Origin of the sequence: Streptomyces sp. AC550_RSS872 (assembly GCF_019049285.1) — a bacterium.
GTDB lineage: Bacteria > Actinomycetota > Actinomycetes > Streptomycetales > Streptomycetaceae > Streptomyces.
The window spans coordinates 83,319-107,543 of the sequence record NZ_JAGMUL010000140.1 but is presented as its reverse complement, the minus strand read 5'-3'; the positions used below and the strand labels follow the sequence as shown (position 1 = coordinate 107,543).

The following is a 24,225-nucleotide window of genomic DNA, read 5'->3' as shown; positions in this document are numbered from 1 at the left end:
CCACTCCCACTCCCACTCCCACTCCCACTCCCCCGGCCCCTACCCCTACCCCGACGCCGACGCCGACGCCGCCCAAGTCATCGCCGTCTTCGTCGTCGCCGCCTTCGCCGTCCGCATCGACTCCGCCGCCCTCGTCTCCCGGGAGCTCCCGGCCCGGAAGCTCCACGCCGTCCGGCCCGGGCCCTACGAGCGGCCCCCCGTCCACGGGAACGTCCTCCGCACCCCCTCCGACGGCCAAGCCCACCACGCCCAGCTCACCGCCCTCGCCGCCACCCCCGACCAGCGCCCCGGTCACCACCGGCGCACCCCCGTCCGAGACCGGCGCGCCCGCCACCACCGACCCGGCGACCGGCGCTCCCTCCGCCGTCGAACCCCCCGCGAGCACGACCGCCTAGCAACCACGCAGCGCAGCCGTAGAACCCGGGAGTCACCGGATGCCTTCAGGATCATCGACGTCGGGAGCGGGCCGGGTCGTCGCCGGCCGTTATCTGCTGCTCAACCGGCTCGGCAGCGGCGGCATGGGCCATGTCTGGCTCGCCCACGACCGGAGACTCGCCTGCGAGGTCGCGCTGAAGGAGATCGTGTTCCGGGACCCGGCCGAGGCCGACGAGCGCGATGCCAGGGTGGCCCGCGCCCGGGCGGAGGCCCGGCACGCGGCGGGGCTGCGCGGGCATCCGCACGTGGTGACCGTGCATGACGTGCTGGAGCACGACGGGCTGCCGTGGATCGTCATGGAGTACGTGGCCGGCGCCGTCAACCTGCGTGATCTCATCGACCGGCACGGCCCGCCGGCGCCCGCGGAGTGCGCCCGCATCGGGCTCGCCGTGCTCGACGCGCTGACCGCCGGACACGAGCGGGGCGTCATGCACCGGGACGTGAAACCGGCGAACATCCTCCTCGCGCCGGACCGCTCCGGGGCGCCGTACGGGCGTGTGCTGCTCGCCGACTACGGCATCTCGGTGCAGCCGGACGCCGGGGAGACGCGGTACACGCTGGCGTCGGTGCTCGTGGGTACGGCGGGCTATCTGGCGCCGGAACGGGTCACGGGCGGGGCGCCCACGCCGGCCACGGATCTGTTCTCGCTGGGCTGCACGCTGTACCACGCGGTCGAGGGGCGGGGACCCTTCGACCGCGAGTCGCATCTCGCCCAGGTGACCGCGGTGGTCATGGAGGAGCCCCGGCCGGCCGCGCGGGCCGGGGCGCTGGGGCCCGTCGTACGAGCCCTGCTGGAGAAGGATCCGGCACGGCGGATGTCCGCGGCGGAGGCGGAGGCGGCGCTGTCGCGGATCGTCACGCCGGAGGTCGACGCGTACGCGCGCACCCAGACGGACCTCGGCTCGCAGCCGCACTGGGGCGGGGCGCCGCCTGCGCCCGTGCCGGGGCATCCCGAGGGGCGGCGCAGTCCGGGCTCGGGGTTCGGGCAGCCCAGGGGGTCGGTGGGCTTCGGTCCCCCGCCAGGGACGCCCAGGACGCCCGAGTCATCCGAGTTACCCGAATTTCCTGAATCACCCGACTCATCTGGTGGTCCGTGGGCCTTCGGCGGCGGGCCCGGTCCCGGAGGGCCGCGCCGAACCCGTCCCCGCATCCTCCACGCGGTGCTCGCCGGTCTCCTCGGGCTGGCACTGGCGGGGGCGGGCGCCTGGTACGCCGTGTACCGGGAGTCGGCCCCCGGCGGGACGGAGCGGCCGTACGGCGACGCCGTCGGGCTCGGGGATCCGCTCAAGGGCGGTGACTGCGTGGTGGCCGACTGGCCGGGCGCGAGCGCCTTCCAGGGCACGCCCCGGTTGCGGGTGGATCCCAGCTGCCGGGAGCAGGCCCCCGACGGGCAGGTGATGGCGCTCGTCGCCGCCGCGTCCGCCGCCGAGGCGCGCCGGGAGGGGCCGACGGCATGCGAGGCACGGACGGAGGCGCTCCGCGAGCGGCTCGCGGATGTGCGCAGCTTCGCCGTCGTACCGTCCGAGGCGGGGTTCGAGGCGGCCGGACGGCGCACCGCCTGTCTGGTGCTGGGCGCGCACGGGCCGGTGTTCGGGCCGCTGGGTGAGCACCGGAAGGCGGGGGCGGCGTTCGCCGACACGGCGACCATGCAGCGGCGGGACTGTCTGGACGTGCGCTCGCGCCGGGGCGCCCGCCTGGTGGCCTGCGCGGATCCGCACGACGAGCAGGTGCTCGGGTTCACCCGACTGGGCACCGACGTCACGCTGACCGAGGCGCGTACCGAGTCGGACACGGCGTGTGCCCGGGAGGTGCCGCCGCGCGACTACGGGTTCGACCCTTCCGTGTACACCGCGGGCTCGTGGACGAGCGAGGGGTCCTGGAAGAACGGGACTCATTTCGTCGTGTGCACCGTCAGGAAGCAGAACGGGGGCACCATGGAGGGGGACGAACCATGAGGAGGGTGTCGCGATGCCCGGTTCTAGCGGTTCTGGCGGTTCTACGGACAGTTCTACCAAGGCGATGGGGGTGGTCACCGTCGGCGGTCTCGTCGTGGTGACGGCCTACACGGTGGCGCTCGGGAGCAATGGCTGGCTGTGGTTCGGGTGGGTGGTGCTGGGGCTGATCACACTGGGGCTGGTCGTCAGCCGGAGCACCTGAGCCTCACTCCCGGGGGAGCCGCCCCGCGGAGTGCACGCCCGGCTGGTACTTCGGCAGCCGGGCGGTGATCTTCATGCCCGCTCCCGGGGCGGTCTCGATGACGAGGCCGTAGGCGTCGCCGTACACCTGTCGGAGACGGTCGTCGACGTTGGACAGCCCGATGCCGCCCGACGGGCTGACCTCGCCGGCGAGGATGCGGCGCAGCAGGGCCGGGTCCATGCCGGCGCCGTCGTCCTCGATGACGACGAGGGCCTCGGCGCCGGCGTCCTGGGCGGTGATGCTGATGTGGCTCTTGCCGGCCGGCGCCTTCTTGCCCTCCAGGCCGTGTTTGACGGCGTTCTCGACGAGCGGCTGGAGGCACAGGAAGGGCAGGGCGACCGGCAGTACCTCCGGAGCGATCTGGAGGGTGACGGACAGGCGGTCGCCGAAGCGTGCCCGCACGAGCGCCAAGTAGTGGTCGATGGCGTGGAGTTCCTCGGCGAGGGTGGTGAAGTCGCCGTGCCTGCGGAAGGAGTAGCGGGTGAAGTCGGCGAACTCCAGGAGCAGTTCGCGGGCGCGCTCGGGGTCGGTGCGGACGAAGCTCGCGATCACCGCGAGGGAGTTGAAAATGAAATGGGGGGAGATCTGGGCGCGCAGTGCCTTGATCTCGGCCTCGATCAGACGGGTGCGGGACTGGTCGAGGTCGGCCAGTTCCAGCTGGACGGAGACCCAGCGGGCCACCTCGCCGGCCGCCCGCACGAGGACCGCACTCTCGCGGGGCGCGCAGGCGACGAGGGCGCCGTGGACGCGGTCGTCGACGGTGAGCGGGGCGACCACGGCCCAGCGCACCGGGCAGTCGGGGGCGCCGCAGGTGAGCGGGAAGGCCTCGCCGCGGCCCGACTCCAGGGGGCCGGCGAGGAGTTCCATGATCTCCGTACGGTGATGTCCGCCGACGCCGTCCCAGACCAGGACGTCCTTCTGGTCGGTGAGGCACAGCGCGTCCGTGCCGAGCAGGGAGCGGAGTCTGCGGGCCGACTTGCGGGCGGTCTCCTCGGTGAGTCCGGCCCTGAGCGGGGGTGCGGCGAGCGAAGCCGTGTGCAGGGTCTCGAAGGTGGCGTGCTCGACGGGGGTGCCGAGGCCGCCGAGGTTCTGCGGGCGGGCGGTGCGCCGGCCCAGCCAGAAGCCGGCGGCGAGCAGCGGGAGGATCGCCACGCACAGACCCGCGATGAATCCGCTCATGTCGTCACCGCCTCGCGCCGTCCGGCGATGAGGTCGCTCATGCCTTCACCTCCGCCCGCAGCTCCTCCGGCAGATGGAACCGTGCCAGGATCGCCGCCGTCCCCGCCGGGACCCGCCCCGGGGTGGCCAGCGACACCAGGATCATGGTGAGGAAGCCCAGTGGCACCGACCAGAGCGCGGGCCAGGCCAGCAGCGCGTGCAGGGCTCCGGAGCCCGGGAAACCCGCCATGGTCGCCGCCACGGCGAGCAGCGCCGAGCCGCCGCCGACCAGCATTCCGGCGGCCGCGCCGGGCGGGGTCAGCCGCCGCCACCAGATGCCGAGCACGAGCAGCGGGCAGAAGGACGACGCCGACACGGCGAAGGCGAGGCCCACCGCGTCGGCGACGGGGAGTCCGCCGACCAGGGCGCTCGCGGCGAGCGGGACGGCCATGGCGAGGACCGTGCCGAGCCGGAAGTGCCGTACGCCCCGGGACGGCAGGACGTCCTGGGTGAGCACGCCCGCGACGGCCATGGTCAGGCCCGAGGCCGTCGACAGGAACGCGGCGAAGGCGCCGCCCGCGACCAGCGCGCCGAGGAGGTCGCCGCCGAGGCCGCCGATCATCCGCTCGGGCAGCAGCAGGACGGCGGCGTCCGCGTCGCCGGAGAGGGTGAGTTCGGGGGCGTAGAGGCGGCCCAGGGCGCCGTAGACCGGGGGCAGGAGGTAGAAGGCGCCGATCAGGCCGAGGACGGCGACGGTGGTGCGGCGGGCGGCGACGCCGTGCGGGCTGGTGTAGAAGCGGACGACGACGTGCGGCAGGCCCATGGTGCCGAGGAAGGTGGCGAGGATCAGTCCGTACGTGGCGTACAGCGGGCGTTCACCGCGGTTCTCGGCCTGCGAGGGCGAGAGGCTGCCGCCGCTGCCGCGGTCGGGTTCGGGGACGGAGGCGCCCTGGTCGAAGGTGAGGCGGGTGCCGGCCTCGACGTGGTGGGTGCCGGCGGGGAGCCGGATCTTGTCGTCCTCGTGTGTGCGGCCGTCGACGGTGCCGGTGACGGTGACGGTCAGGGGACGGTCGAGTTCGAGGTCGAGGGTGTCGTCGACGCGGACGGCGCTCTGTTCACGGAACGTCGCCGGTTCGTCGAAGGCGTGGCGGGGGGCGCCGTCGCCCTGCCAGGCGAGGATCAGGAAGAGGGCGGGGACGAGCAGGGCGGTGAGTTTGAGCCAGTACTGGAAGGCCTGGACGAAGGTGATGCTGCGCATGCCGCCGGCGGCGACGATGGCGACCACGACGACGGCGACGATCACCCCGCCGAGCCAGTCGGGTGCGTTCGTCAGCACGGTCAACGTCAGCCCGGCGCCCTGGAGTTGGGGCAGCAGATACAGCCAGCCGGTGCCGACGACGAAGGCGCCCGCGAGCCGTCGTACGGCCTGGGAGGAGAGGCGGGCCTCGGCGAAGTCGGGGAGCGTGTAGGCGCCGGAGCGGCGCAGCGGGGCCGCGACGAACAGCAGCAGGACCAGATAGCCGGCGGTATAGCCGACGGGGTACCAGAGCATGTCCGGACCCTGGACGAGGACCAGGCCGGCGATACCGAGGAAGGAGGCGGCGGAAAGGTACTCGCCGCTGATCGCGGCGGCGTTGAGGCGGGGGCCGACGGTGCGGGAGGCGACGTAGAAGTCGGAGGTGGTGCGGGAGATGCGCAGGCCGAAGGCGCCGACGAGGACGGTCGCGAGGACGACGAGGGCGACGGCGGGGACGGCGTAGCTGGAGTTCACGACCGCATCGGTTCTTTCGGGCTCAGTCGGTCTCTTGGGCTCAGCGGTCTTCGACGAGCCGTACGAAGTCCCGTTCGTTGCGCTCGGCGCGGCGCACGAACCAGCGGGCCAGCAGGACCAGCGGGGCGTAGAGGCCGAAGCCGAGGATCGCCCAGACCAGGTGCTGGGCGTCCGGCATCGCCGCGAAGAGCAGGGGGAGCGGGCCGACGAGGAGGCCGAGCACGGCGAACACGGCGAGGGCGGTGCGCAGTTGGGTGCGCATGAGGGAGCGGACGTAGGTGTGGCCGAGGGTGGTCTGTTCGTCGATCTCGGTGCGCGGGCGGTAGTAGCCGGAGACGCGGCGGGCCTGCCGGGGCGGGCCGGTGACGACGACGCGGCGGTCGGCGGGGTTCTGGGGCATCGTCATGACCTCCGCATGAGCAGGTCCCGCAGTTCGCGGGCGTGGCGCCGGCTGACCTGGAGTTCCTCGGGGCCGACCATGACGCTGACCGAGCCCGCGTCCAGGCGGAGCTCGCCGATGTGGCGCAGGGCGACGAGATGGCGGCGGTGGATGCGGACGAATCCGCGCGAGCGCCAGCGCTCCTCCAGGGTGGACAGGGGGATGCGGACGAGGTGGCTGCCCTTGTCGGTGTGCAGCCGGGCGTAGTCGCCCTGGGCCTCGACATGGGTGATGTCGTCCACGGCGACGAAGCGGGTCACGCCGCCGAGCTCCACGGGTATGTGGTCGGGGTCGGGCTCGCTCACGGGTATGCGGGGCGTGGTGTCACGTTGGGCGGCATCCCGCCGGGAGGCGGCGCGCAGTTCGACGGCGCGGCGGACCGCCTCGGCGAGCCGTTCCTTGCGGACGGGTTTGAGGACGTAGTCGACGGCCTTGAGGTCGAAGGCCTGGACGGCGAAGTCCTCGTGGGCGGTGACGAACACGACCAGCGGCGGTGTCGCGAAGCCGGTGAGCAGCCGGGCCAGGTCCAGTCCGTCGAGGCCGGGCATGTTGATGTCGAGGAAGACGACGTCGATCGCCTCGGGCCCGCCGGGCCCCGACTCCAGGGCGCGGTTGATGCGGCGCAGTGCCTCGGTCGCGTCGCCGGCCCCCTCCGCGCTGCCGACGCGGGGGTCGGCGTTCAGGAGGTAGAGCAGTTCCTCCAGCGAGGGGCGTTCGTCGTCGACAGCCAGGGCGCGCAGCATGAACCCGGAGTGTAGGAGCAATTCGCACGCTTGGACATGTGCTCCCGGTCCGCGTTCGCGCTGGGTGTCGGGCCGCTTACAGTGCCCTCATGAACAGCGGCGCGGCGTCCTTCGACGAACTCGACCGGAAGATCATCACCGCCCTGATGGCGAACGCCAGGACGAGCTTCGCCGAGATCGGCACGAGCGTGGGGCTGTCCGCGACGGCGGTGAAGCGGCGTGTGGACCGGCTGCGCGACACGGGCGTGATCACCGGGTTCACGGCCACGGTCAAGCCGTCGGCGCTGGGCTGGCGTACGGAGGCGTACGTCGAGGTGTACTGCGAGGGGGCGGCACCGCCCAGGCGGCTCGCGGAGGTGGTCCGCAACCATCCGGAGATCACCGCGGCGATGACGGTGACGGGGGGCGCGGACGCGCTGCTGCATGTGCGGGCGCGGGACGTGGAGCACTTCGAGGAGGTGCTGGAGCGCATCCGGGTCGAGCCGTTCATCCGCAAGACGATCAGCGTGATGGTGCTGTCCCATCTCATCCCGGAGAGTCCGGAGGCGGGCGCCAGCCAGCCCGTCCCGAGCGCGGTCCGGAGCGACGCAGCAGACGTGCGCTGAACCGGCCTAAGACGCAGCATTCCTGCGTGGACACGCAATTCTTGTTTCTTGTCGCTCGTCGGCCCGCTTTCTTACCTTGGTGTCAATCCTCATCGACACCGTAGGAAGCGGAGGAACCCCTCTGTGTCCGAAACACGTGTGCCGCGCCGGCGGCGCTTCCTCGTCTGTGAACCCAGACATTTCGCCGTGCAGTACGCGATCAACCCCTGGATGCAGCCCGACGTCCGGGTGGACGTCGATCTGGCCCAGGAGCAGTGGCAGGCGCTGATCCGCGCCTACCGTTCCCACGGCCACTCGGTCGACACGCTGGAGCCGGTCGCCGGTCTCCCCGACATGGTGTTCGCGGCGAACTCGGCGGTCGTCGTCGGCGGCCGTGTCTTCGGTTCCCTGTTCCATGCACCCGAGCGGCGCCCGGAGTCCACGCACTACGAGACGTGGTTCAAGACGGCGGGCTTCGACGTGTACCGGCCCGAGTCCGTGTGCGAGGGCGAGGGCGATCTGGTGTGGACGGGCCGGTACCTGCTCGCCGGCACCGGTTTCCGCACCACCCGCGAGGCGCACCGCGAGGTGCAGGAGTTCTTCGGCCACCCGGTGATCAGCCTGACGCTGGTGGATCCGTACTTCTACCACCTGGACACGGCGCTGTTCGTGCTCGACGACGACAACATCGTCTATTACCCGGAGGCGTTCTCGCCGGGCAGCCGTGAGGTGCTCGCGCGGCTGTACCCGGACGCGGTGCTCGCCACCCGCGACGACGCGACCGCCTTCGGCCTGAACTCCGTGTCCGACGGCCGCCACGTCTTCATCGCGCCGCAGGCCGAGGCCCTCGCGGCCCGGCTGGACGAGCGCGGCTATGTCCCCGTCCCCGTCGACCTGTCGGAGTTCCGCAAGGCCGGCGGTGGCATCAAGTGCTGCACCCAGGAGATCCGCTCATGACCGCGCCCGCGCAGACCCGTTCGTCCGCCGATCTGATCCGCGCCGAGGAGCCGGTCCTGGCGCACAACTACCATCCGCTGCCGGTGGTCGTCGCCCGCGCCGAAGGCACCTGGGTGGAGGACGTCGAGGGCCGCCGCTACCTCGACATGCTGGCCGGCTATTCGGCGCTGAACTTCGGCCACCGTCATCCGGCCCTGATCGAGGCGGCGCACGCCCAGCTCGACCGCCTGACCCTCACGTCCCGGGCGTTCCACAACGACAGGCTCGCGGAATTCGCCGAACGGCTCGCGCTGCTGACCGGCCTGGACATGGTGCTGCCGATGAACACGGGCGCCGAGGCCGTGGAGAGCGGCATCAAGGTGGCCCGCAAGTGGGCGTACGACGTGAAGGGCGTCCCGGCCGACCGGGCGACGATCGTGGTCGCGGCGGACAACTTCCACGGCCGTACGACCACGATCGTGTCGTTCTCCACGGACGAGACCGCGCGGCAGGGCTTCGGCCCGTTCACGCCGGGCTTCCGGGTCGTGCCGTACAACGACCTGCCGGCGCTGGAGGCGGCGGTCGACGAGACGACGGCGGCGGTGCTGCTGGAGCCGATCCAGGGCGAGGCGGGGGTCCTGATCCCCGACGAGGGCTACCTGGCCGGCGTCCGTGAACTGACCCGCCGCAAGGGCTGCCTGTTCATCGCGGACGAGATCCAGTCGGGCCTCGGCCGCACGGGTCGCACGCTCGCCGTCGAGCACGATTCGGTCGTCCCGGACATGCTGCTGCTCGGCAAGGCACTGGGCGGCGGCATCGTGCCGGTGTCCGCGGTGGTCGCCCGCCGTGACGTGCTCGGGGTGCTGCGGCCGGGCGAACACGGCTCGACGTTCGGCGGCAACCCGCTTGCCGCCGCGGTCGGCACGGCCGTGGTCGAGCTCCTGGAGACGGGCGAGTTCCAGCGCCGCGCCGCCGAACTGGGTGTGGTCCTGCGGGGCGGCCTGTCGGCCCTGCTCGGGCGGGGCGTCGTCGGTTTCCGCGCGCGGGGCCTGTGGGCGGGCGTCGACATCGACCCGGCGGTCGGCACGGGCCGTGAGATCGGCGAGCGCCTGATGCGCGAGGGCGTCCTGGTCAAGGACACCCACGGTTCCACGATCCGCCTGGCACCGCCCCTGACGATCACGGCGGAGGAGCTGACGGGGGCGCTGGGGGCGCTGGAGAAGGTACTGGCGTAGCGGCCTGGGACGGCAGCCCGGCTCTCGAAGGGTGAGGGCCGGGCTGCCGGCCCTCACCCCTCCACCGCCCCTTCCCTTTCCCTGCCTGGCGTCACCCCCTTTCCTCCCCCCACTCCCGGCCCCCGCAAAGAGGCAGCGGTGACCGGAAGGGTGAAGATGGGGACAAGAGGTGGTAGACCGCTCTCAGCGACAGAGAGGTCGGCCGTGGGCACACACGAGGAGCGGGGCGTTGCCGGGCAGGGGTTCGACGTGGCGGATGCCGCGCCGCTGCTGCTCGACGCGCAGGGTCTGGTGACGGCGTGGACCAGAAGCGCAGAGCGGCTGCTGGCCTACGCGGCACCGGAGACGGTCGGGAAGAGCGTCGCCGAGTTGCTGAGTGCCGAGGACGCGGGCCGGGTGCCGGAGCTGATCGACCGGTGCCGCAGGGACGGCGGCTGGGCCGGCCTGCTGACCGCCCTGCACCGGGACGGCCCCCTGGTCCGGCTCATGGTGCGGATCACCTCGGCCCTCGACACCCAGGGCCCGGCGCGCTGGCTCGTGCTGCTGTCGGAGCTCGCGGACGCGCCGGGCTGGGACATGAGCCGCGCCACGCTGGAGCAGATGGTCACCCGCTCCCCCATCGGCATAGCGATCGTCGACACGGACCTGCGCTACGTGTGGTCGAACGCGGCCCTCGCCCAGTACGGCGGCGGCCCTCCGGCCAACCGGCTCGGACTGCGCCTTGCGGACGTCCAGCCCGGTCTGGACGCCGAGTCCATCGAGGCGCAGATGCGCCAGGTGCTGGCGACGGGCGAACCGATCGTCGGCTACGAGCACGTGGGCCACGCACGCTCCGCCCCGCTGCGCGAGACCGCCCACATGCTGTCGTTCACCCGGATCGACGACGGCGACGGCCACCCGACCGGCGTGTACTACACGGTGGAGGACATCACCGACCGCCATCGCGCCCGGCAGCGGCTGGCCCTGCTCGACCGGGCCGGCGAGCACATCGGCCGTACGCTCGACATCACGCGCACCGCCCAGGAGCTGGCGGACGTGGCCGTACCGGGACTCGCCGACCTGGTCACCGTGGATCTGCTGGAGTCGGTGCTGCGGGGTGGGGAGCCTGCGGCCGGGCCGCTGAGCGACACGGCCTGGGTGCCGCTGCGCCGCGCGGGGCAGCGTTCGGTGACCCGGAGCGTGCCGGAGGCCGTCCTCGACATCGGCGACGTGGTCACGTATCCCGCGGGGTCACCGCCGATCCGCTGCCTCAGGACGGCACAGTCCTGGCGCAAGGAGCGCCTGGACCCGCTCGGCGAGGCCTGGGCCGAGCACGCGCGCGGCGGCCGGGCCGCCATCTTCCTCGAACTGGGTCTGCACAGCGTGATGATCGTGCCGGTCCGCGCGCGGGGCGTCACCCTCGGTGTCACCACTTTCTTCCGGCGCCACCGCCAGGAGCCGTTCGAGGAGGACGACCTGAATCTCGCCGAGGACCTCGTCTCACGGGCCGCTGTCTGTGTCGACAACGCCCGGCGCTACACCCGCGAACGCGACGCCGCCCTGGTCCTCCAGCGCAGCCTGCTGCCGCACCGGCTGCCCGAGCAGGACGCGCTGGAGGTGTCCGCCTGCTACCGGCCGGCCGACGAGCTGACCGGTCTCGGCGGTGACTGGTACGACGTCATCCCGCTGTCCGGCGCCCGCGTCGCCCTGGTGGTGGGCGAGGTGCCCGGGCACGGCATCGACGCCGCCGCGGCGATGGGGCGGCTGCGGACGGCCGTACGGACTCTCGCGCTGCTGGACCTGCCGCCCGAGGAGGTGCTGGCCCATCTCGACGACCTGGTCGCGCGGTCGGCCCGGGAGGAGGGCGCGCAGACGGCCGCGGAGGAGGCCGCGGTCGCCCAGTCCGTGGGGTCCGGGTGCGTGTACGTCGTCTACGACCCGGTCGACGGGCAGTGCACCATGTCGGCCGCGGGCCATCCGGCGCCGGCCGTCGTGCTGCCCGACGGTGGCGTCACCTTCGTCGATCTGCCGCAGGGCGCGTCGCTCGGCGTGGGCGGTCCCCCGTACGAGTCGGTCGAGCTGGCCCTGACGGCGGGCAGCACGCTCGCCCTGCACACCGACGGTCTGCTGGCGCACGGGGACGACTGGGCCGTGGACGCAGACCGGGACCGGCTGCGGCAGGCGCTGGAGCGGCAGGCGGCCTCGCTCGACCTGCGCTGCCGGGCGGTGGTCGACGCCCTGACCCCGGCCCGCCCGCACGACGACGTGGCCCTGCTGATGGCCCGCACCCGGCTCCTCGGCACCGAGCAGGTCGCCGACTGGGATCTTCCCTCCGACCCGGCCGCGGTCGCCGACGCCCGGAAGTCGGCCGCCCGGATGCTGGCGGAGTGGGGTCTGGAGGGGCTGGCCTTCACGACGGAGCTGGTCGTCAGCGAGCTGGTCACCAACGCGATCCGGTACGCCGCCGGCCCCATCCGGCTGCGGCTGATCAGGGAGCGTGCGCTGATCTGCGAGGTCTTCGACGGCGGCGCCACCGCCCCGCACCTGCGGCATCCGCGCACCACCGACGAGGGCGGGCGCGGGCTGCTGCTGGTCTCCCAGGTCACCCAGCGTTGGGGCACGCGTTTCGTCCCCGAGGGGAAGATCATCTGGGCCGAGCAGTCACTGACGGATCCGTCGCCCTGACCTGCCGGATCGGCGGATATGTAGTACATCGGTACATACGTCGTACAGCGCGGGAAGCTGGTCGGATCCCGGTGGTGAGGCGGGAGCGGGAGCCATGGACGAGAAGGCGATCGACTACGAGGCCGTGTTCCAGGGCCTGCCCGGAATGGTGGCGCTGCTCACCCCGGAGCTGGTCTATGCCGATGCCAACGAGGACTTCCAGCGCCTGTCCGGCCGAACCCGCGCCGAGCTGGTGGGCCGGTACATCTTCGACGTCTTCCCCGACAACCCCAACGACCCCGCCGCCACCGGAATGCGCGACGTACGGGCGTCGATGCTGCGCGTGGTGGCCACCGGCGAGCGCGACACGATGGCACTCCAGCGCTACGACGTGGAGGATCCCGCGCGCCCCGGCCACTGGGAGGAGCGCTACTGGAGCCCGATCAACGCGCCGGTCCTCGCCCCCGACGGACGGGTGGCGTTCGTCCTGCACCGGGTCGAGGAGGTCACCGAGCTCATCCGCCTGCGCGGCGGCGCGGGCGGTGACAGCCGGGCGCGGGTGCTGGAGGCCGAGCTGTACACCCGTGCACGCGAGCTCCAGGAGCTCAACGACCGGCTGCGCCAGGCGCACGCCCGCGAGCGCGAAGTGGCCCTCGCCCTCCAGGAGGCGATGCTGCCCGCCCGCCGGCAGGTGCACAACCACCGGGCCGCCGTACGCTATCGGCCCGCGGTCGGCGCGCTGAACGTGTGCGGCGACTGGTACGACCTGATCGACCTGGTGGGCGGCAACCGCATCGGCGTCTCCGTGGGCGACGTGGTCGGACACGGCCTGGCGGCGGCCGGCGTGATGGGCCAGCTGCGCAGCGCGCTCAGCGCCACCTCCCGCGTCGCGGACGGCCCGGCGCAGGCGCTCGACGTACTGGGGCGGTACGCCCATGTCGTCGACGGCGCCGAATCGGCCACGGCGGTCACGACGTTCATCGACTTCGACGCCCGCACGATCGCCTACAGCAGCGCGGGTCACCCGCCTCCCGTCCTCGTCCACCCCGACGGCGGCGTGGAGTTCCTCGACCGGGCCACCGACACTCCGCTGGACGCACGCCCGGACCCGATCCCGAGACCGCAGGCCGTCACCGCGTACACCAACGGCGCCACGCTCGCCCTCTACACCGACGGCCTGATCGAACGCCGCCGCGAGGACATCGACACGGGACTGGGCCGCCTCGCCGACTCCCTGGTCCGCCATCGCACGTCCGATCCCGAGACCCTCGCCGACGCCGTCCTGCTGGAGCTGCTGCCTCCGGGAGGCGCGACGGACGACACGGCCCTGATCATCGTGCGGCTATGACGGGCTGTGACGAGCCGTGACGAACGAGCAGACGCGAAGACTCCCCGCAAGGGCGGCCCCCCTGCCACCGGGCAATCACGATCACGCCAAACCGCACCACCGGGTTGCCGCGCACCGATCCCGGACACCAGGCTGGTCCGGCGGCCCCTCCCCACCCGCAAACCGCCCCGCCCACCCGTTCCCTGACCACCAGTCAGGAAATCGCCGTGGCGGCACCCGTCCGACCCGACCCGGTTCCGGCCTGTCCCGCCTGCGCCTACACTGGCAGCCCCACGGCACGCTGGTTGACCTGCCAGGACGCGGCGGTTGGAGTTGAATCCGCCGGAGTGAGGAGCGACCCCCTTGTTCTACTACGTACTGAAATACGTGTTGTTGGGACCTCTGCTGAGACTGGTCTTCCGGCCCCGAATAGAAGGCCTTGAGCACGTACCGGCGACGGGCGCGGCCATCGTCGCCGGCAACCACCTGTCGTTCTCCGACCACTTCCTGATGCCGGCGATGCTCAAGCGGCGCATCACCTTCCTCGCGAAGAAGGAGTACTTCACCGGCCCCGGCATCAAGGGCCGCCTCACCGCGGCCTTCTTCCGCAGCGCCGGCCAGATCCCCGTCGACCGAACGGGCAAGGAGGCCGGCCAGGCCGCGATCCGTGAGGGCCTCGGTGTCCTGAGCAAGGACGAGCTCCTCGGCATCTACCCGGAGGGCACCCGCTCGCACGACGGCCGCCTCTACAAGGGCAAGGTCGGCGTCGCGGTGATGGCCCTCAAGGCCCAGGTCCCGGTCATCCCCTGCGCGATGATCGGCACCTTCGAGGCCCAGCCGCCCGGCAAGGTCATCCCCAACGTCCACCCGGTCACCATCCGCTTCGGCAAGCCCCTCGACTTCTCCCGCTACGCGGGCATGGAGAACGAGAAGGCGATCCTGCGCGCCGTCACCGACGAGATCATGTACGCCATCCTGTCCCTGTCCGAGCAGGAATACGTCGACCAGTACGCGGCCGTCGCCAAGGCCGAGGAGGCCGCGGCCCAGGTGGAGAAGGAACGCAGGTTCCCGCGGATGCCGATCAGTTGACGGAATCGAGGGGGGCGAGGGACTCCAGCGCCTCGTCGAGCAGTCGGCGTAGCCGCAGTGCGTCCGGTGCGACCGCGCTCACCAGTGCGGCGGGTCCGGCAAGGGGCATCACTGCGGCGTGGTCGCCCAGCACCCGGGCCGTCACCGGGGTTTCGGCGAACTCGGGCCGGACGAGGATGAGTTGGCCGACGGCCCGGTAGCCGCCGAACCCCGCGGGCCCGTCCCAGCCGCCCGGTGCACCGGGGCCGCAGGCGAGCTCCTGATCGAGGACGTCACGATCCGCTACCCGCACGCGGAGGCGGCTGGTCAGCCGCCCCGGCTCCTCGCCCACCCGTCCGAGCACCTGCTCCTCGCGCAGCACGAGCCGCCCGCCGGCACCGACGTCGACGCGGGTCGTCACGTACAGGTCGCTGCCCCGGGCGGAGATCAACTGTTCGGGGAGCCAGTGGAGTTCGGCGCCGTCGGCCACCGACAGGCGTACGTCGTAATGGGCCTCGCTCTTGCTCTGGCCCGGCAGGGCGATCGTCGCCGCCGCCGAGCCGACGCGCAGTCGGGCGCCGGGCTGCACGTCGGCCTCCACGGTGAAGTGGTCGCCGCCGAGGGGGCCGCTCATCGCGCCGACGAGCACGACCCGGGCCTCGGCGCCGCTCCCCCGGGTCCGCCGGAGCGCCAGTGGTCCGTCGCCGTCGAGTACCGGCAGCGAGGTGCCGCCCCGTCCGTCGTCCCGGGCGACGATCCGCGCGACGGCCCGTACCCCACCGGTCACGGTCATGCCGTCCATGCCGCGAGCCGGGCCCGCACCCAGTCGGCGACGTCCCGGACTCCCGGCTCGGTCCTGAGCGACTGGAAGACGACCGGCAGTTCGGCCCGCTGCGCCTTGGCGTCGGCCGCCATCCGCGCCAGGTCGGAACCGACGTACGGCGCGAGGTCGGTCTTGTTGACGACGAGCAGGTCGGCCGTGGTGACCCCAGGCCCGCCCTTGCGCGGAATGTCGTCCCCTCCGGCGACATCGATCACGAAGATCTGCGCGTCGACGAGCCCCTTGGAGAAGGTGGCGGTGAGATTGTCCCCGCCGGACTCGACGAGGACGAGGTCGAGGGGACCGACCTCGTCCTCCAGGTCCTCGACGGCTTCGAGGTTCGCGGAGATGTCGTCCCGGATCGCGGTGTGCGGGCAGGCCCCCGTCTCCACGGCCGTGATCCGCTCGGGCGGCAACACGGCCTCCCGCAGCAGGAACTCGGCGTCCTCGCGCGTGTAGATGTCGTTCGTGACGACGGCGAGGGACAACTCGTCGCGCAGGGCACGGCAGAGCGCGGCGACGGTGGCGGTCTTGCCGGACCCGACGGGCCCGCCGAGGCCGATACGCAGGGCACGGCGCGTCCCGTCGGGACGGTGCGCGTCGGCGCTGACGGCGGCGGGACCGTCGTGGGTGTGAGCGTGGTCGAGATGCATAGAAGCAGCTCCAATCATCTTCGGCCGGCCGTCTTCAGCCCGTCCGGCGTTTGAGGACGAGGCCCGAAGGGCCGACAGCGGGGGTCTGGGGGCGCAGCCCTCAGGGACGGGACGGGGGACGGGACGGGTAGGGGCGGCGGGGGCGAGAGAGACCGGCTACGACGCGAACAGCCGAACCCCCCAAGCCGCATGCACCTCCGCCCCGATCTCCAGCAGCGGAGCGGAAACCGCAGGCAACTCCTCCACCCCACCCCCGACGACCCGCCGCCCCGCCTCCACCGCCCGGTCCACTACCAGGTCCACCGCCGGCGCCAACCGCGCCAGCACCGCCGTGGCGTCGAACGGATCAAGACTCAGCAACCGCACCGTCGCACTCGCCGGCCCACTCACACTCTCGTAAGCCGCACAGTAAGCCGCCTCGACGGCCCCCAACCCCGCGGCCCGAGCAGCGACTCCGAGCACCACCGGCTGATGGGCCCCCTTCGGAAACCGTCGAGCCAGGTCGTCCAGCTCACCGGACGGCCAGGTCGCCCGAGCGGCCCGCATCAACTGCCGTCCCAGCTTCCGCGCGGCCGCCCGCAGGGCGGGAGACGGGGTCCGGGCATCGGCCGCCGCGTCCAGCGCCACCGCGTCCACCCCGACCGCGGCCGCCGCGGCGAGCGAGGCCGCGACCAGCCCGGCCGTGTGCAACCGCCCCCGGCAGAAGTCCTCCAGGCTCGCGGCGCCGGTGATCCGCCCCGCCTTGACGGCCTCCTCCGCCCCGCCGGAGTGCGCGTGCCCCCCGGCGGGAAAGCGGCCGTCGGCGAGGACCAGAAGTGCTGTCCGTGACATCAGAACCCAGCCGTCGGAGTCATCTCAACCACCCTCAGAACAGGAAGTACCGCTGCGCCATGGGCAGTTCGGCGGCGGGAGTGGCCTCCACCAGCTCCCCGTCGATGTGCACCGCGAAGCTGTCGGGGTCGACCCGCACCTCGGGCCGCGCGTCGTTCTGACGCATGTCGGCCTTGGTGACCCCACGCGTCGATTCGATGGCCACGAACCGCTTCCCGAGCTGGAGCCGTTCCGGCAGCCCGTCCTCGATGGCGAGCGGCGCCACGAAGTTGAACGAGTTGGCGGCGGGCGCCCGCCCGATCGCCCCGTACATCGGCCGCGGGAGGATCGGCTGCGGCGTCGGGATCGAGGCGTTGGCGTCGCCCATCTGCGCGTACGCGATCTGCCCGCCCTTGATGACGAGGTGGGGCTTGACGCCGAAGAACGCCGGCTCCCACAGCACCAGGTCGGCGAGCTTGCCGGTCTCCACGGAGCCGATCTCGTGGGCCAGGCCCTGGGCGAGCGCGGGGTTGATCGTGTACTTGGCCACGTACCGCCGCACCCGCTGGTTGTCGGCCCGCCCGTCGCCGGGGAGCGCGCCGCGGCGCCGCTTCATCACATGGGCGGTCTGCCAGGTCCGCATGACGACCTCGCCCACCCGGCCCATGGCCTGCGCGTCCGACGAGATGATCGAGATCGCGCCCAGGTCGTGCAGGACGTCCTCCGCGCCGATCGTCGACGGCCGGATCCGCGACTCGGCGAAAGCGAGGTCCTCGGGTACCGCCGCGTTGAGGTGGTGGCACACCATCAGCATGTCGAGGTGTTCCTCGGCGGTGTTGACGGTGAACGGCCGCGTCGGGTTCGTCGAGCTGGGCAGCACGTGCGACTCGGAGACGACGGTCATGATGTCCGGCGCGTGCCCGCCGCCCGCGCCCTCGGTGTGGTACGCGTGGATGCCGCGTCCGGCGATGGCCGCCAGCGTGTCGCCGACGAAGCCCGCCTCGTTCAGGGTGTCCGTGTGGATGGCGACCTGGATGCCGGTCCGGTCGGCGACGGTCAGCGAGGCGTCGATGACGGCGGGCGTAGAACCCCAGTCCTCGTGCAGCTTCAGCCCCAGCGCGCCCCCTCTGATCTGGGACAGCATCGCCTCGTGGGAGACGGTGTTGCCCTTGCCGAGGAAGCCGATGTTGAGCGGGTACTGCTCCATCGCCTCCAGCATCCGGGCCAGATGCCACGGACCGGGCGTGACGGTGGTCGCCTTGGAGCCCTCGGCCGGTCCGGTGCCGCCCCCGACGAGCGTGGTGACGCCGCAGGACAGCGCCTCGTCGGCGATCTGCGGGCAGATGAAGTGGACGTGTGCGTCTACGGCGCCGGCCGTGAGAATCCGCCCGTTGCCGGCGATGATCTCGGTCTCGGGGCCGATGACGAGGTCGGGGTGGACCCCGTCCATGGTGTCGGGGTTGCCGGCCTTGCCGATGCCGGTGATCCGGCCGTCGCGGATGCCGACGTCGGCCTTGACGATGCCCCAGTGATCGATGATCACGACGCCGGTGATCACCGTGTCCGGGGTGCCGTCGGCGCGCGTGGCCCGGGACTGCCCCATGGACTCGCGGATCACCTTGCCGCCGCCGAACACGGCCTCGTCCCCGGCGAGTCCGGGACCGCCGGAACGGTCCTCCTCGATCTCGACCAGCAGATCGGTGTCGGCGAGCCGGATACGGTCACCGGTGGTCGGCCCGAACAGGTCGGCGTACGCGGCGCGGGAGATCTCAGGCATCGAGGGCACCTCCGGTCTCGCCGCGCAGTCCGGGCACCACACGGGCGCCGGTCAGCGGGACGAGTTCGACGTCGACGGGGATCCCGGGCTCGAAGCGGACGGCGGTGCCGGCGGCGACGTTGAGCCGCTTGCCGCGGGCCGCCGCACGGTCGAATTCCAGGCCGGGGTTGGCCTCGGCGAAGTGGTAGTGGGAGCCGACCTGGACGGGCCGGTCGGCGGCGTTGAGGACGGTCAGCCGGGTGACGTCACGGCCTTCGTTGTAGACGATCGGGTCTGCGGCGAAGAGGATCTCTCCGGGAATCACGGCAGCCCCCGTCAGACGATCGGGTCGTGGACGGTGACGAGCTTGGTGCCGTCCGGGAATGTCGCCTCGACCTGGACGTCGTGGATCATCTCGGGGATGCCCTCCATGACGTCGTCCCTGGTGAGCAGCTTGCGTCCGGAGGACATGAGCTCGGCGACCGTACGGCCGTCCCGGGCGCCCTCGAGGATGTGCGACGTGATGAGGGCGACCGCCTCGGGGTGGTTCAGCCTCAGCCCACGGGCGCGGCGCTTCTCGGCCACGTCGGCCGCCACGTGGATGAGCAGCCTCTCTTGCTCGTGCGGGGTCAGTTGCACGTCCCACCTCACAGTCCTCGCTCCGGACCGTGCGGGGTCCGGTTGCCGCGGCCACGGGGCAAACTGCCTGGTGGCGTGGATGGGAAGGCTAGTTGCGTCGCATTTCAAGCAAGTTAACCGAGCTGTGATCCTTCAGGCGCCCGGCCGCGCCGCCGACATGCTCATCAGCGCTCGCAGCCCGTCCTGGAGGACCTCCACCGGTGCCGCCCCGAACAGGGCCTGCTGGGTGATGAACCCCTGCACCGCGGCGATCATGGTGCGTGCCGCGTGTTCCGCCGGGACGTCCGACCGCATCATCCCGGCCTCCTGGTACGCCTCGACGGCCAGCATCCATCTCTCGCGCAGTTCCGTGAACACGTCCGTCAGAACGGCCGCCAGCTCCTCGTTGCGCATGGTCTCCGCCCAGACCTGGATCATCAGGCGCGGGAACAGCGGTTCTCCGTCGCCGTTCAGGGACGACCAGACGCGCAGGGTCCGTCCCAGGACAAGGCCGACCAGGATGTCCGGCGGTGGCGGCGGGCTCTGGCGGGTCACGTCCTCGAAGGCCGCGCGGATCTCGCCGAGCACCTCCTTGACGATCGCGGCGATCAGCTCGTCCTTACCGCTGAAGTAGCGGTACACCGCTCCGGCCGAGAGGTCGACCTCTTTGAGCACGTCCTGCATGGACGTGGCGTGGAAGCCGTTGCGGGCGAAGAGCCGGGCGGCACCGTCGAGGATCTGACGGCGGCGGGCGTCGAGGTGCTCCTGGGATACGCGTGCCATGACCAAAACGTAAAACGAACATTCCTTCTTGACAAGTAACGGCAGGCGGCAGGACTGTGGAGGCACAAGCAAAACGAACGATCCTTCTTTTTACGTCCCACTCCCCGAGGGAGCCCTCATGACCACCCCCTCCGCTACACCGCCCAGGAGCGCCACACACCGGCACCTGATCGCGGTCGTCGTCCTCGTCCCCCTCCTCGCCGCGCTCGCCCTGTGGGCCTTCGCCTGGCCCGCCGCCCGTACCGCTCCCCGCGACCTGCCCCTCGCAGTGGCCGGGCCGACCGCCGCCACGGCCCAGGTGGAGCGGCAACTCGCCCAGCACGAGGGCGCGTTCGAGATCCACCGCTACGCCGACGAGGCCACCGCCCGGGAGGCCGTCGAGGACCGGACCGTATACGGCGCGGTCGTCGTCACCCCGCAGGGCCCGAAGCTGCTGACCGCCTCGGCCGCGAGCCCGGCCGTCGCCCAACTGCTCCAGCAGTCGGTGGCGCAGCAGGCCTCCGCCGAGGGCACGGAGGTCAGGACGGTCGACGTCGCGCCCGCGCCCGCCTCGGACCCGCGCGGCGCCGCCCTCACCGCGAGCGTCCTGCCGCTCGCCCTGGCCGGCATGGCGGCCGGCGCGGCGGTGACACTGCTCGGACTGCGGGGGATTCGTGCCGCGAGCGCCCTGGTCGGCGCCGCCGCCCTGATCGGCGTGCTCGCGGCCGCGCTCGCGCACAGCTGGCTGGGCGTTCTCGTCGGCGACTGGTGGGCGGAGGCCGGGGTGTTCGCGCTGACGACCCTGGCCGTGAGCGCGGCCGTCGCCGGGCTCGCCGCCCTCGTCGGGCCGGCCGGGGTCGGGATCATGGCCGCGGTCATCATGCTGGTCGGCAACCCCTTCTCCGGAGCGGCCTCGGCGCCGCAGATGCTGCCCGAGCCGGTCGGCGCGATCGGTCAGTGGCTGCCACCCGGCGCGGGCACGACCCTGCTGCGCTCGGCGTCGTTCTTCGACGGCGCGGCGGCGACGGGCCCGGCCCTGACGCTGACCTGGTGGGCCGCGCTCGGCCTGGGCGCCGTACTGCTTGGCAACGCCCTCAGGAAGTCGCGCGCGACGAACACCGGGGCGACGACCGAGAGGGAGCCGGCCGCCGTCGGCTGACCGACCGGCACACCGATACGACCGTGCACCCCCGCTGTAGCGGACGGGGGTGCACGGTTGTCTGCTTTCCGGAGGCCCGAACCGCGGGCGCTAAGAGGGGCTCGGCCCCCGATGCTCGGCGGCGATACCGAAGCGCTGCCGTTCGCGGGGAGCGGACGCCACCTCGCGGACGCTGGAGACAGCGCTGATCACCTGCTCCTCGGCGAGTTCCGCCGGCTCCCCGAGCTTTTCCAGTCGCTCCAGGTCAGCGGCGGAGACAAGGGCGACAAGGGGCTTTCCGTGCCGCGTCACGACGACGCGTTCACCGCCGTACACCACGCGATTGATCAGATCGGCGAGCTCAGCCCTGGCTTGCGTCACCGGAATCTCGTAGGCCATGCTCCCTACATTACGTTATGTACGTCCTGTACATTTTTTACAGGCACCCCGCCAAGGGAGCGTGAGCCATGACCCGACCGACCGCCCGCCACGTACTGCCCGAGTTCACGGAGCGCACGAGTACCGGCACCAGGACGCAGGACCCCTACTCGAAGCTGCTGGAGGAGCGGATCGTCTTCCTCGGCACACAGATCGACGACATCTCGGCGAACGACGTGATGGCCCAGTTCATGTACCTGGAGCACAGGGACCCCGACCGGGGCATCTCGCTGTACATCAATTCGCCGGGCGGCTCGTTCAGCGCCATGTCGGCGATCTACGACACCATGCGGTACGTCACCTGTGACGTGGAGACGATCTGCCTGGGCCAGGCCGGCGCGTCCGGCGCGGTACTGCTGGCCGCGGGCACGCCGGGCAAGCGATTCGCGCTGCCGGGAGCCCGGGTGGTGATCCATCAGCCGGGGCTGCCCGAGCCGGTCGAAGGCCAGGCCAGCGATCTGGCCATCCAGGCCGACGAACTGACGCGCGTTCGGAACCGCCTGGAGGAGATGCTCGCCCTGCACACCGGACACAGCCGCCAACAGGTGAGCGAGGACATCGAGCGGGACAAGATCCTGAACGCCCAGGAGGCGCTGGAGTACGGGCTGGTGGACGCGATCATCCCCAGCCGCAAGGCCACCCTCGCGCCGCCCACGGGGCGGTGATCGGCCGGTGCTTCCACCCGAGATGCCGCCGCTGCCCGCGCTGACCCGCGCGGAGGGCGAGTTGATCGACCGTTACCTCGACGTCGTGGATCTGCTCGGCCGGATCAACCCGGGCCGGCACGGCGACACCTACGGCGGACTGCGCGCCGCCCAGGCGCTCGTGAGCAGGGCCGCTGAGCTCCGGGACGCGCTGGCGCTGATGCATCAGCGGGGCGAGACGGAGCTGCACGCCCCCACGCTGGCGCGTGCGTTGCGCGTGCTGGACGGAGAGCGCCGCACGGCTCGCGTCACGGTGCCGCCGCGCTCCGACAGTTGACGACGTGTACAGACCGGTTCCGGACGTCTCGACCCACTGACGAGGCGTCCGGAACGGAGCTGAAACGCACCAAACGACGTACCCCCTTTCGGCGTATCCGCGTCTCCATTTGCGCGCCCGCCAAGGTTGCACAACAGGCATGGCCGCGAGACGGAATCCGACGTTCCGTCCCTGGTCCGGGGCTCGTTGGGCACCTGGACACCTCCTCGAACACAGGGGTGTCCACCCGAACGGGTGAGTGGTGAGTAACGCCACAAATCCCCGGTTCCGTTGGGATTTTCATTCAACTGTGCGTCAAGATCCCTGTCTGACGACAAGCCCCCGCCACCGCGGCGGGGCGGTCCGGGCGGACGCCGAGTCCTGCCGCCGCCCGGACGACCGGTCGACAGGAGTGGATCGGCAGGAGTGGAGGACCCGAGCAAGACGGGTCGCCGGAGCGGACGTTCGTTCGATCCGAGCAACCCTTGGGGTGAAGCCGCGGCAACGCGGCCGGGCAACTTCGCCAGCCCGAATCCGACAGGTCATCCTTCACAGGCGGCTGACGAAGGGTTGCGCATGACTGCGCTCAATCGTGTCCCGTCGCTCATGGTCCGGGCCGGAACGGCCTCGGCCCTCACCATCGCCGCAGTGGGCGGCTCGATAGTGGCACCCGGCTTCGCCCCCGAGGCCGAAGCGGCCACGCCGGCGACGAAGGCACTCCAGGTCGCGGCCTCCAAGAAGGGCTCCCCGTACAAGTGGGGCGCCGTCGGGCCGAACCGATTCGACTGCTCCGGGCTGACGCTGTACTCGTTCAAGAAGGCGGGCAAGAAGCTGCCCCGTACGGCGGCCCAGCAGTACAACAAGACCCGCCACATCTCCGCCAAGAACCGCAAGGCCGGAGACCTGGTGTTCTTCCACTCGGGGTCGTACGTCTACCACGTCGGCATCTACGCCGGGAAGGGAAAGATCTGGCACTCCCCGAAGAGCGGGGACGTGGTGAAGCTGCAAAAGATCTGGACCAGGAGCGTGTGGTACGGCCGGGTCAAGTGACCTTCCCGGGGGCGGTGACGGCGATCTGACGCGCTGTCATCGCCCCCGGGGCATCAGACGGCCCTCAGAGCGCCGACAGCGGCCCGGCGAGCAGTGCCCCGCCGAAGGCCGTCAGCGCGGCGCCGGTGACGGTCGTGACGGCCCGGGCGGCCCGCGGGCGGCGCAGCCACCTGCCGAGCCGGTCCACGAGCAGGGCGACCACCTGGAACCACACGAGGGCTATCGCGAGCACGATCAGCGCGAGCAGCAGGGTCCGGGGCAGTGCCGGAGCGCCCGCGGGCACGAACTGGGGCAGCACGCTGAGGAAGGTGAGGGACGCCTTCGGGTTGAGGGCGTTGGTCACGAAGCCCTGCCGCAGGGGTCGGCCGGTGGAGTCCTCGCGCTCCTCCGTGACCTCGGCGCGCCGCTGCCGCAGCGTTTGGACACCCAGATACAACACATAGACGCCGCCGACCACTTGGAGCGCGCGGAACAGCGCCGGCATGGCCGCCAGCACCGCGGCGACCCCCACCACCGCCAGCGTCACATGCACCAGCAGCCCGGCCCCGATCCCGAGCGCGCAGGCGATTCCGGCCCGGCGGGAGACGAGGGCGTTGCGTACGACGGCGGTGAAGTCGGCCCCGGGCATGGCGACCAGGCCGGCGGCGACCCCGGTGAAGGCGATGAGCTGAGCATCCATGTCTGT

At 71.9% G+C, this 24,225-nt stretch carries 25 protein-coding genes, 1 pseudogene and 1 riboswitch; of the genes and pseudogenes, 12 read left to right on the top strand and 14 right to left on the bottom strand.

Annotated elements, in window-relative coordinates; translation table 11 throughout:
* Positions 1-295, bottom strand: a pseudogene (locus KUM44_RS36660) (hypothetical protein); the annotation flags it as partial.
* A gap of 139 nt (positions 296-434) precedes the next feature.
* On the opposite strand from KUM44_RS36660, the gene KUM44_RS36655 reads away from it, so the two are divergent.
* On the top strand, positions 435-2,390 hold the full coding sequence (locus KUM44_RS36655) for a serine/threonine-protein kinase (protein WP_217214080.1): 1,956 nt from the start codon (positions 435-437) through the stop codon (positions 2,388-2,390).
* 13 nt (positions 2,391-2,403) lie between these two features.
* Positions 2,404-2,592 carry a hypothetical protein gene (locus tag KUM44_RS36650; protein ID WP_217214079.1) on the top strand — a complete coding sequence of 63 codons (189 nt, stop codon included), beginning with the start codon at positions 2,404-2,406 and terminating at the stop codon, positions 2,590-2,592.
* 3 nt (positions 2,593-2,595) lie between these two features.
* On the opposite strand, the gene KUM44_RS36645 is transcribed toward KUM44_RS36650, so the two are convergent.
* The 4 genes from KUM44_RS36645 to KUM44_RS36630 are packed head-to-tail and all read right to left on the bottom strand — an operon-like array spanning position 2,596 to position 6,742.
* On the bottom strand, positions 2,596-3,810 hold the full coding sequence (locus KUM44_RS36645; protein WP_217214078.1) for a sensor histidine kinase: 1,215 nt from the start codon (positions 3,808-3,810) through the stop codon (positions 2,596-2,598).
* Positions 3,811-3,847: 37 nt separating this feature from the next.
* Positions 3,848-5,560 (bottom strand): cation acetate symporter, encoded by a 1,713-nt coding sequence (locus tag KUM44_RS36640; protein WP_217214077.1) that lies wholly within the window; start codon positions 5,558-5,560, stop codon positions 3,848-3,850.
* Between the two features lie 40 nt (positions 5,561-5,600).
* Positions 5,601-5,960 carry a hypothetical protein gene (locus tag KUM44_RS36635; protein WP_217214089.1) on the bottom strand — a complete coding sequence of 120 codons (360 nt, stop codon included), beginning with the start codon at positions 5,958-5,960 and terminating at the stop codon, positions 5,601-5,603.
* Between the two features lie 2 nt (positions 5,961-5,962).
* On the bottom strand, positions 5,963-6,742 hold the full coding sequence (locus KUM44_RS36630; protein ID WP_217214076.1) for a LytTR family DNA-binding domain-containing protein: 780 nt from the start codon (positions 6,740-6,742) through the stop codon (positions 5,963-5,965).
* Positions 6,743-6,831: 89 nt separating this feature from the next.
* Here KUM44_RS36630 and KUM44_RS36625 point away from each other — a divergent pair, with 89 nt between their 5' ends.
* The 6 genes from KUM44_RS36625 (at position 6,832) to KUM44_RS36600 (ending at position 14,556) form a co-directional block, all read left to right on the top strand.
* Positions 6,832-7,347, top strand: coding sequence for an Lrp/AsnC family transcriptional regulator (locus tag KUM44_RS36625; protein ID WP_217214075.1), 516 nt, complete (start codon positions 6,832-6,834; stop codon positions 7,345-7,347).
* 123 nt (positions 7,348-7,470) lie between these two features.
* A complete protein-coding gene (gene ddaH, locus KUM44_RS36620; protein ID WP_217214074.1) occupies positions 7,471-8,283 on the top strand; it encodes a dimethylargininase in 813 nt (270 codons plus the stop codon).
* On the top strand, positions 8,280-9,497 hold the full coding sequence (rocD, locus tag KUM44_RS36615) for an ornithine--oxo-acid transaminase (protein WP_217214073.1): 1,218 nt from the start codon (positions 8,280-8,282) through the stop codon (positions 9,495-9,497). The genes ddaH and rocD overlap by 4 nt, the downstream gene beginning before the upstream one ends.
* 204 nt (positions 9,498-9,701) lie before the next feature.
* Entirely contained in the window at positions 9,702-12,161 is a 2,460-nt protein-coding gene (locus KUM44_RS36610) for a SpoIIE family protein phosphatase (RefSeq protein ID WP_217214072.1), read from the top strand.
* Between the two features lie 94 nt (positions 12,162-12,255).
* Positions 12,256-13,488 (top strand): PP2C family protein-serine/threonine phosphatase, encoded by a 1,233-nt coding sequence (locus KUM44_RS36605; protein ID WP_217214071.1) that lies wholly within the window; start codon positions 12,256-12,258, stop codon positions 13,486-13,488.
* A 342-nt stretch (positions 13,489-13,830) separates the two neighbouring features.
* The gene (locus KUM44_RS36600; RefSeq protein WP_217214070.1) at positions 13,831-14,556 is read left to right on the top strand and encodes a 1-acyl-sn-glycerol-3-phosphate acyltransferase; all 726 of its coding nucleotides are present in this window, start codon (positions 13,831-13,833) and stop codon (positions 14,554-14,556) included.
* Here the strand turns inward: KUM44_RS36600 and KUM44_RS36595 are convergent.
* The 7 genes from KUM44_RS36595 to KUM44_RS36565 all read right to left on the bottom strand — a co-directional run bounded on the left by KUM44_RS36595 (position 14,549) and on the right by KUM44_RS36565 (position 19,975).
* On the bottom strand, positions 14,549-15,337 hold the full coding sequence (locus KUM44_RS36595; RefSeq protein ID WP_217214069.1) for an urease accessory protein UreD: 789 nt from the start codon (positions 15,335-15,337) through the stop codon (positions 14,549-14,551). The genes KUM44_RS36600 and KUM44_RS36595 overlap by 8 nt on opposite strands.
* Positions 15,325-16,008, bottom strand: a complete 684-nt coding sequence (gene ureG, locus KUM44_RS36590; RefSeq protein WP_217214068.1) for an urease accessory protein UreG — start codon at positions 16,006-16,008, stop codon at positions 15,325-15,327. Before ureG ends, KUM44_RS36595 begins: the two co-directional genes overlap by 13 nt.
* Positions 16,009-16,164: 156 nt before the next feature.
* Positions 16,165-16,839: an urease accessory protein UreF gene (locus KUM44_RS36585; RefSeq protein ID WP_217214067.1), complete on the bottom strand. Its 675-nt coding sequence runs from the start codon at positions 16,837-16,839 to the stop codon at positions 16,165-16,167.
* Positions 16,840-16,873: 34 nt separating this feature from the next.
* Positions 16,874-18,595, bottom strand: coding sequence for an urease subunit alpha (locus KUM44_RS36580; protein WP_217214066.1), 1,722 nt, complete (start codon positions 18,593-18,595; stop codon positions 16,874-16,876).
* Positions 18,588-18,899 (bottom strand): urease subunit beta, encoded by a 312-nt coding sequence (locus KUM44_RS36575; protein ID WP_217214065.1) that lies wholly within the window; start codon positions 18,897-18,899, stop codon positions 18,588-18,590. Before KUM44_RS36575 ends, KUM44_RS36580 begins: the two co-directional genes overlap by 8 nt.
* 11 nt (positions 18,900-18,910) lie before the next feature.
* The gene (locus KUM44_RS36570; RefSeq protein ID WP_028808600.1) at positions 18,911-19,213 is read right to left on the bottom strand and encodes an urease subunit gamma; all 303 of its coding nucleotides are present in this window, start codon (positions 19,211-19,213) and stop codon (positions 18,911-18,913) included.
* A 132-nt stretch (positions 19,214-19,345) separates the two neighbouring features.
* Positions 19,346-19,975, bottom strand: coding sequence for a TetR/AcrR family transcriptional regulator (locus KUM44_RS36565; RefSeq protein ID WP_217214064.1), 630 nt, complete (start codon positions 19,973-19,975; stop codon positions 19,346-19,348).
* Positions 19,976-20,093: 118 nt separating this feature from the next.
* Between KUM44_RS36565 and KUM44_RS36560 the strand changes: the two genes are divergently transcribed.
* A complete protein-coding gene (locus tag KUM44_RS36560; RefSeq protein WP_217214063.1) occupies positions 20,094-21,113 on the top strand; it encodes an ABC transporter permease in 1,020 nt (339 codons plus the stop codon).
* Between the two features lie 90 nt (positions 21,114-21,203).
* On the opposite strand, the gene KUM44_RS36555 is transcribed toward KUM44_RS36560, so the two are convergent.
* A complete protein-coding gene (locus tag KUM44_RS36555) occupies positions 21,204-21,491 on the bottom strand; it encodes a type II toxin-antitoxin system Phd/YefM family antitoxin (RefSeq protein ID WP_217214062.1) in 288 nt (95 codons plus the stop codon).
* Between the two features lie 68 nt (positions 21,492-21,559).
* Here KUM44_RS36555 and KUM44_RS36550 point away from each other — a divergent pair, with 68 nt between their 5' ends.
* The 3 genes from KUM44_RS36550 to KUM44_RS36540 all read left to right on the top strand — a co-directional run bounded on the left by KUM44_RS36550 (position 21,560) and on the right by KUM44_RS36540 (position 23,540).
* Positions 21,560-22,195 (top strand): ATP-dependent Clp protease proteolytic subunit, encoded by a 636-nt coding sequence (locus KUM44_RS36550; RefSeq protein WP_217214061.1) that lies wholly within the window; start codon positions 21,560-21,562, stop codon positions 22,193-22,195.
* Between the two features lie 7 nt (positions 22,196-22,202).
* The gene (locus KUM44_RS36545) at positions 22,203-22,511 is read left to right on the top strand and encodes a hypothetical protein (protein WP_217214060.1); all 309 of its coding nucleotides are present in this window, start codon (positions 22,203-22,205) and stop codon (positions 22,509-22,511) included.
* Between the two features lie 341 nt (positions 22,512-22,852).
* A riboswitch (cyclic di-AMP (ydaO/yuaA leader) is annotated at positions 22,853-23,063 on the top strand.
* A 3-nt stretch (positions 23,064-23,066) separates the two neighbouring features.
* Positions 23,067-23,540: a C40 family peptidase gene (locus KUM44_RS36540; protein WP_217214059.1), complete on the top strand. Its 474-nt coding sequence runs from the start codon at positions 23,067-23,069 to the stop codon at positions 23,538-23,540.
* Positions 23,541-23,604: 64 nt separating this feature from the next.
* Here the strand turns inward: KUM44_RS36540 and KUM44_RS36535 are convergent, their stop codons facing one another.
* Positions 23,605-24,219 (bottom strand): LysE family translocator, encoded by a 615-nt coding sequence (locus tag KUM44_RS36535; protein ID WP_217214058.1) that lies wholly within the window; start codon positions 24,217-24,219, stop codon positions 23,605-23,607.
* Between the last annotated feature and the right edge of the window lie 6 nt (positions 24,220-24,225).

Bases quoted from the DNA above. Each gene is read 5' to 3' on its own strand.
- KUM44_RS36655 (WP_217214080.1), top strand. From the start codon at position 435: ATGCCTTCAGGATCATCGACGTCGGGAGCGGGCCGGGTCGTCGCCGGC.
- KUM44_RS36650 (WP_217214079.1), top strand. From the start codon at position 2,404: ATGCCCGGTTCTAGCGGTTCTGGCGGTTCTACGGACAGTTCTACCAAG.
- KUM44_RS36645 (WP_217214078.1), bottom strand. From the start codon at position 3,810: ATGAGCGGATTCATCGCGGGTCTGTGCGTGGCGATCCTCCCGCTGCTC.
- KUM44_RS36635 (WP_217214089.1), bottom strand. From the start codon at position 5,960: ATGCCCCAGAACCCCGCCGACCGCCGCGTCGTCGTCACCGGCCCGCCC.
- KUM44_RS36630 (WP_217214076.1), bottom strand. From the start codon at position 6,742: ATGCTGCGCGCCCTGGCTGTCGACGACGAACGCCCCTCGCTGGAGGAA.
- KUM44_RS36625 (WP_217214075.1), top strand. From the start codon at position 6,832: ATGAACAGCGGCGCGGCGTCCTTCGACGAACTCGACCGGAAGATCATC.
- rocD (WP_217214073.1), top strand. From the start codon at position 8,280: ATGACCGCGCCCGCGCAGACCCGTTCGTCCGCCGATCTGATCCGCGCC.
- KUM44_RS36605 (WP_217214071.1), top strand. From the start codon at position 12,256: ATGGACGAGAAGGCGATCGACTACGAGGCCGTGTTCCAGGGCCTGCCC.
- KUM44_RS36595 (WP_217214069.1), bottom strand. From the start codon at position 15,337: ATGGACGGCATGACCGTGACCGGTGGGGTACGGGCCGTCGCGCGGATC.
- ureG (WP_217214068.1), bottom strand. From the start codon at position 16,008: ATGCATCTCGACCACGCTCACACCCACGACGGTCCCGCCGCCGTCAGC.
- KUM44_RS36585 (WP_217214067.1), bottom strand. From the start codon at position 16,839: ATGTCACGGACAGCACTTCTGGTCCTCGCCGACGGCCGCTTTCCCGCC.
- KUM44_RS36580 (WP_217214066.1), bottom strand. From the start codon at position 18,595: ATGCCTGAGATCTCCCGCGCCGCGTACGCCGACCTGTTCGGGCCGACC.
- KUM44_RS36565 (WP_217214064.1), bottom strand. From the start codon at position 19,975: ATGGCACGCGTATCCCAGGAGCACCTCGACGCCCGCCGCCGTCAGATC.
- KUM44_RS36560 (WP_217214063.1), top strand. From the start codon at position 20,094: ATGACCACCCCCTCCGCTACACCGCCCAGGAGCGCCACACACCGGCAC.
- KUM44_RS36555 (WP_217214062.1), bottom strand. From the start codon at position 21,491: ATGGCCTACGAGATTCCGGTGACGCAAGCCAGGGCTGAGCTCGCCGAT.
- KUM44_RS36550 (WP_217214061.1), top strand. From the start codon at position 21,560: ATGACCCGACCGACCGCCCGCCACGTACTGCCCGAGTTCACGGAGCGC.
- KUM44_RS36540 (WP_217214059.1), top strand. From the start codon at position 23,067: ATGACTGCGCTCAATCGTGTCCCGTCGCTCATGGTCCGGGCCGGAACG.
- KUM44_RS36535 (WP_217214058.1), bottom strand. From the start codon at position 24,219: ATGGATGCTCAGCTCATCGCCTTCACCGGGGTCGCCGCCGGCCTGGTC.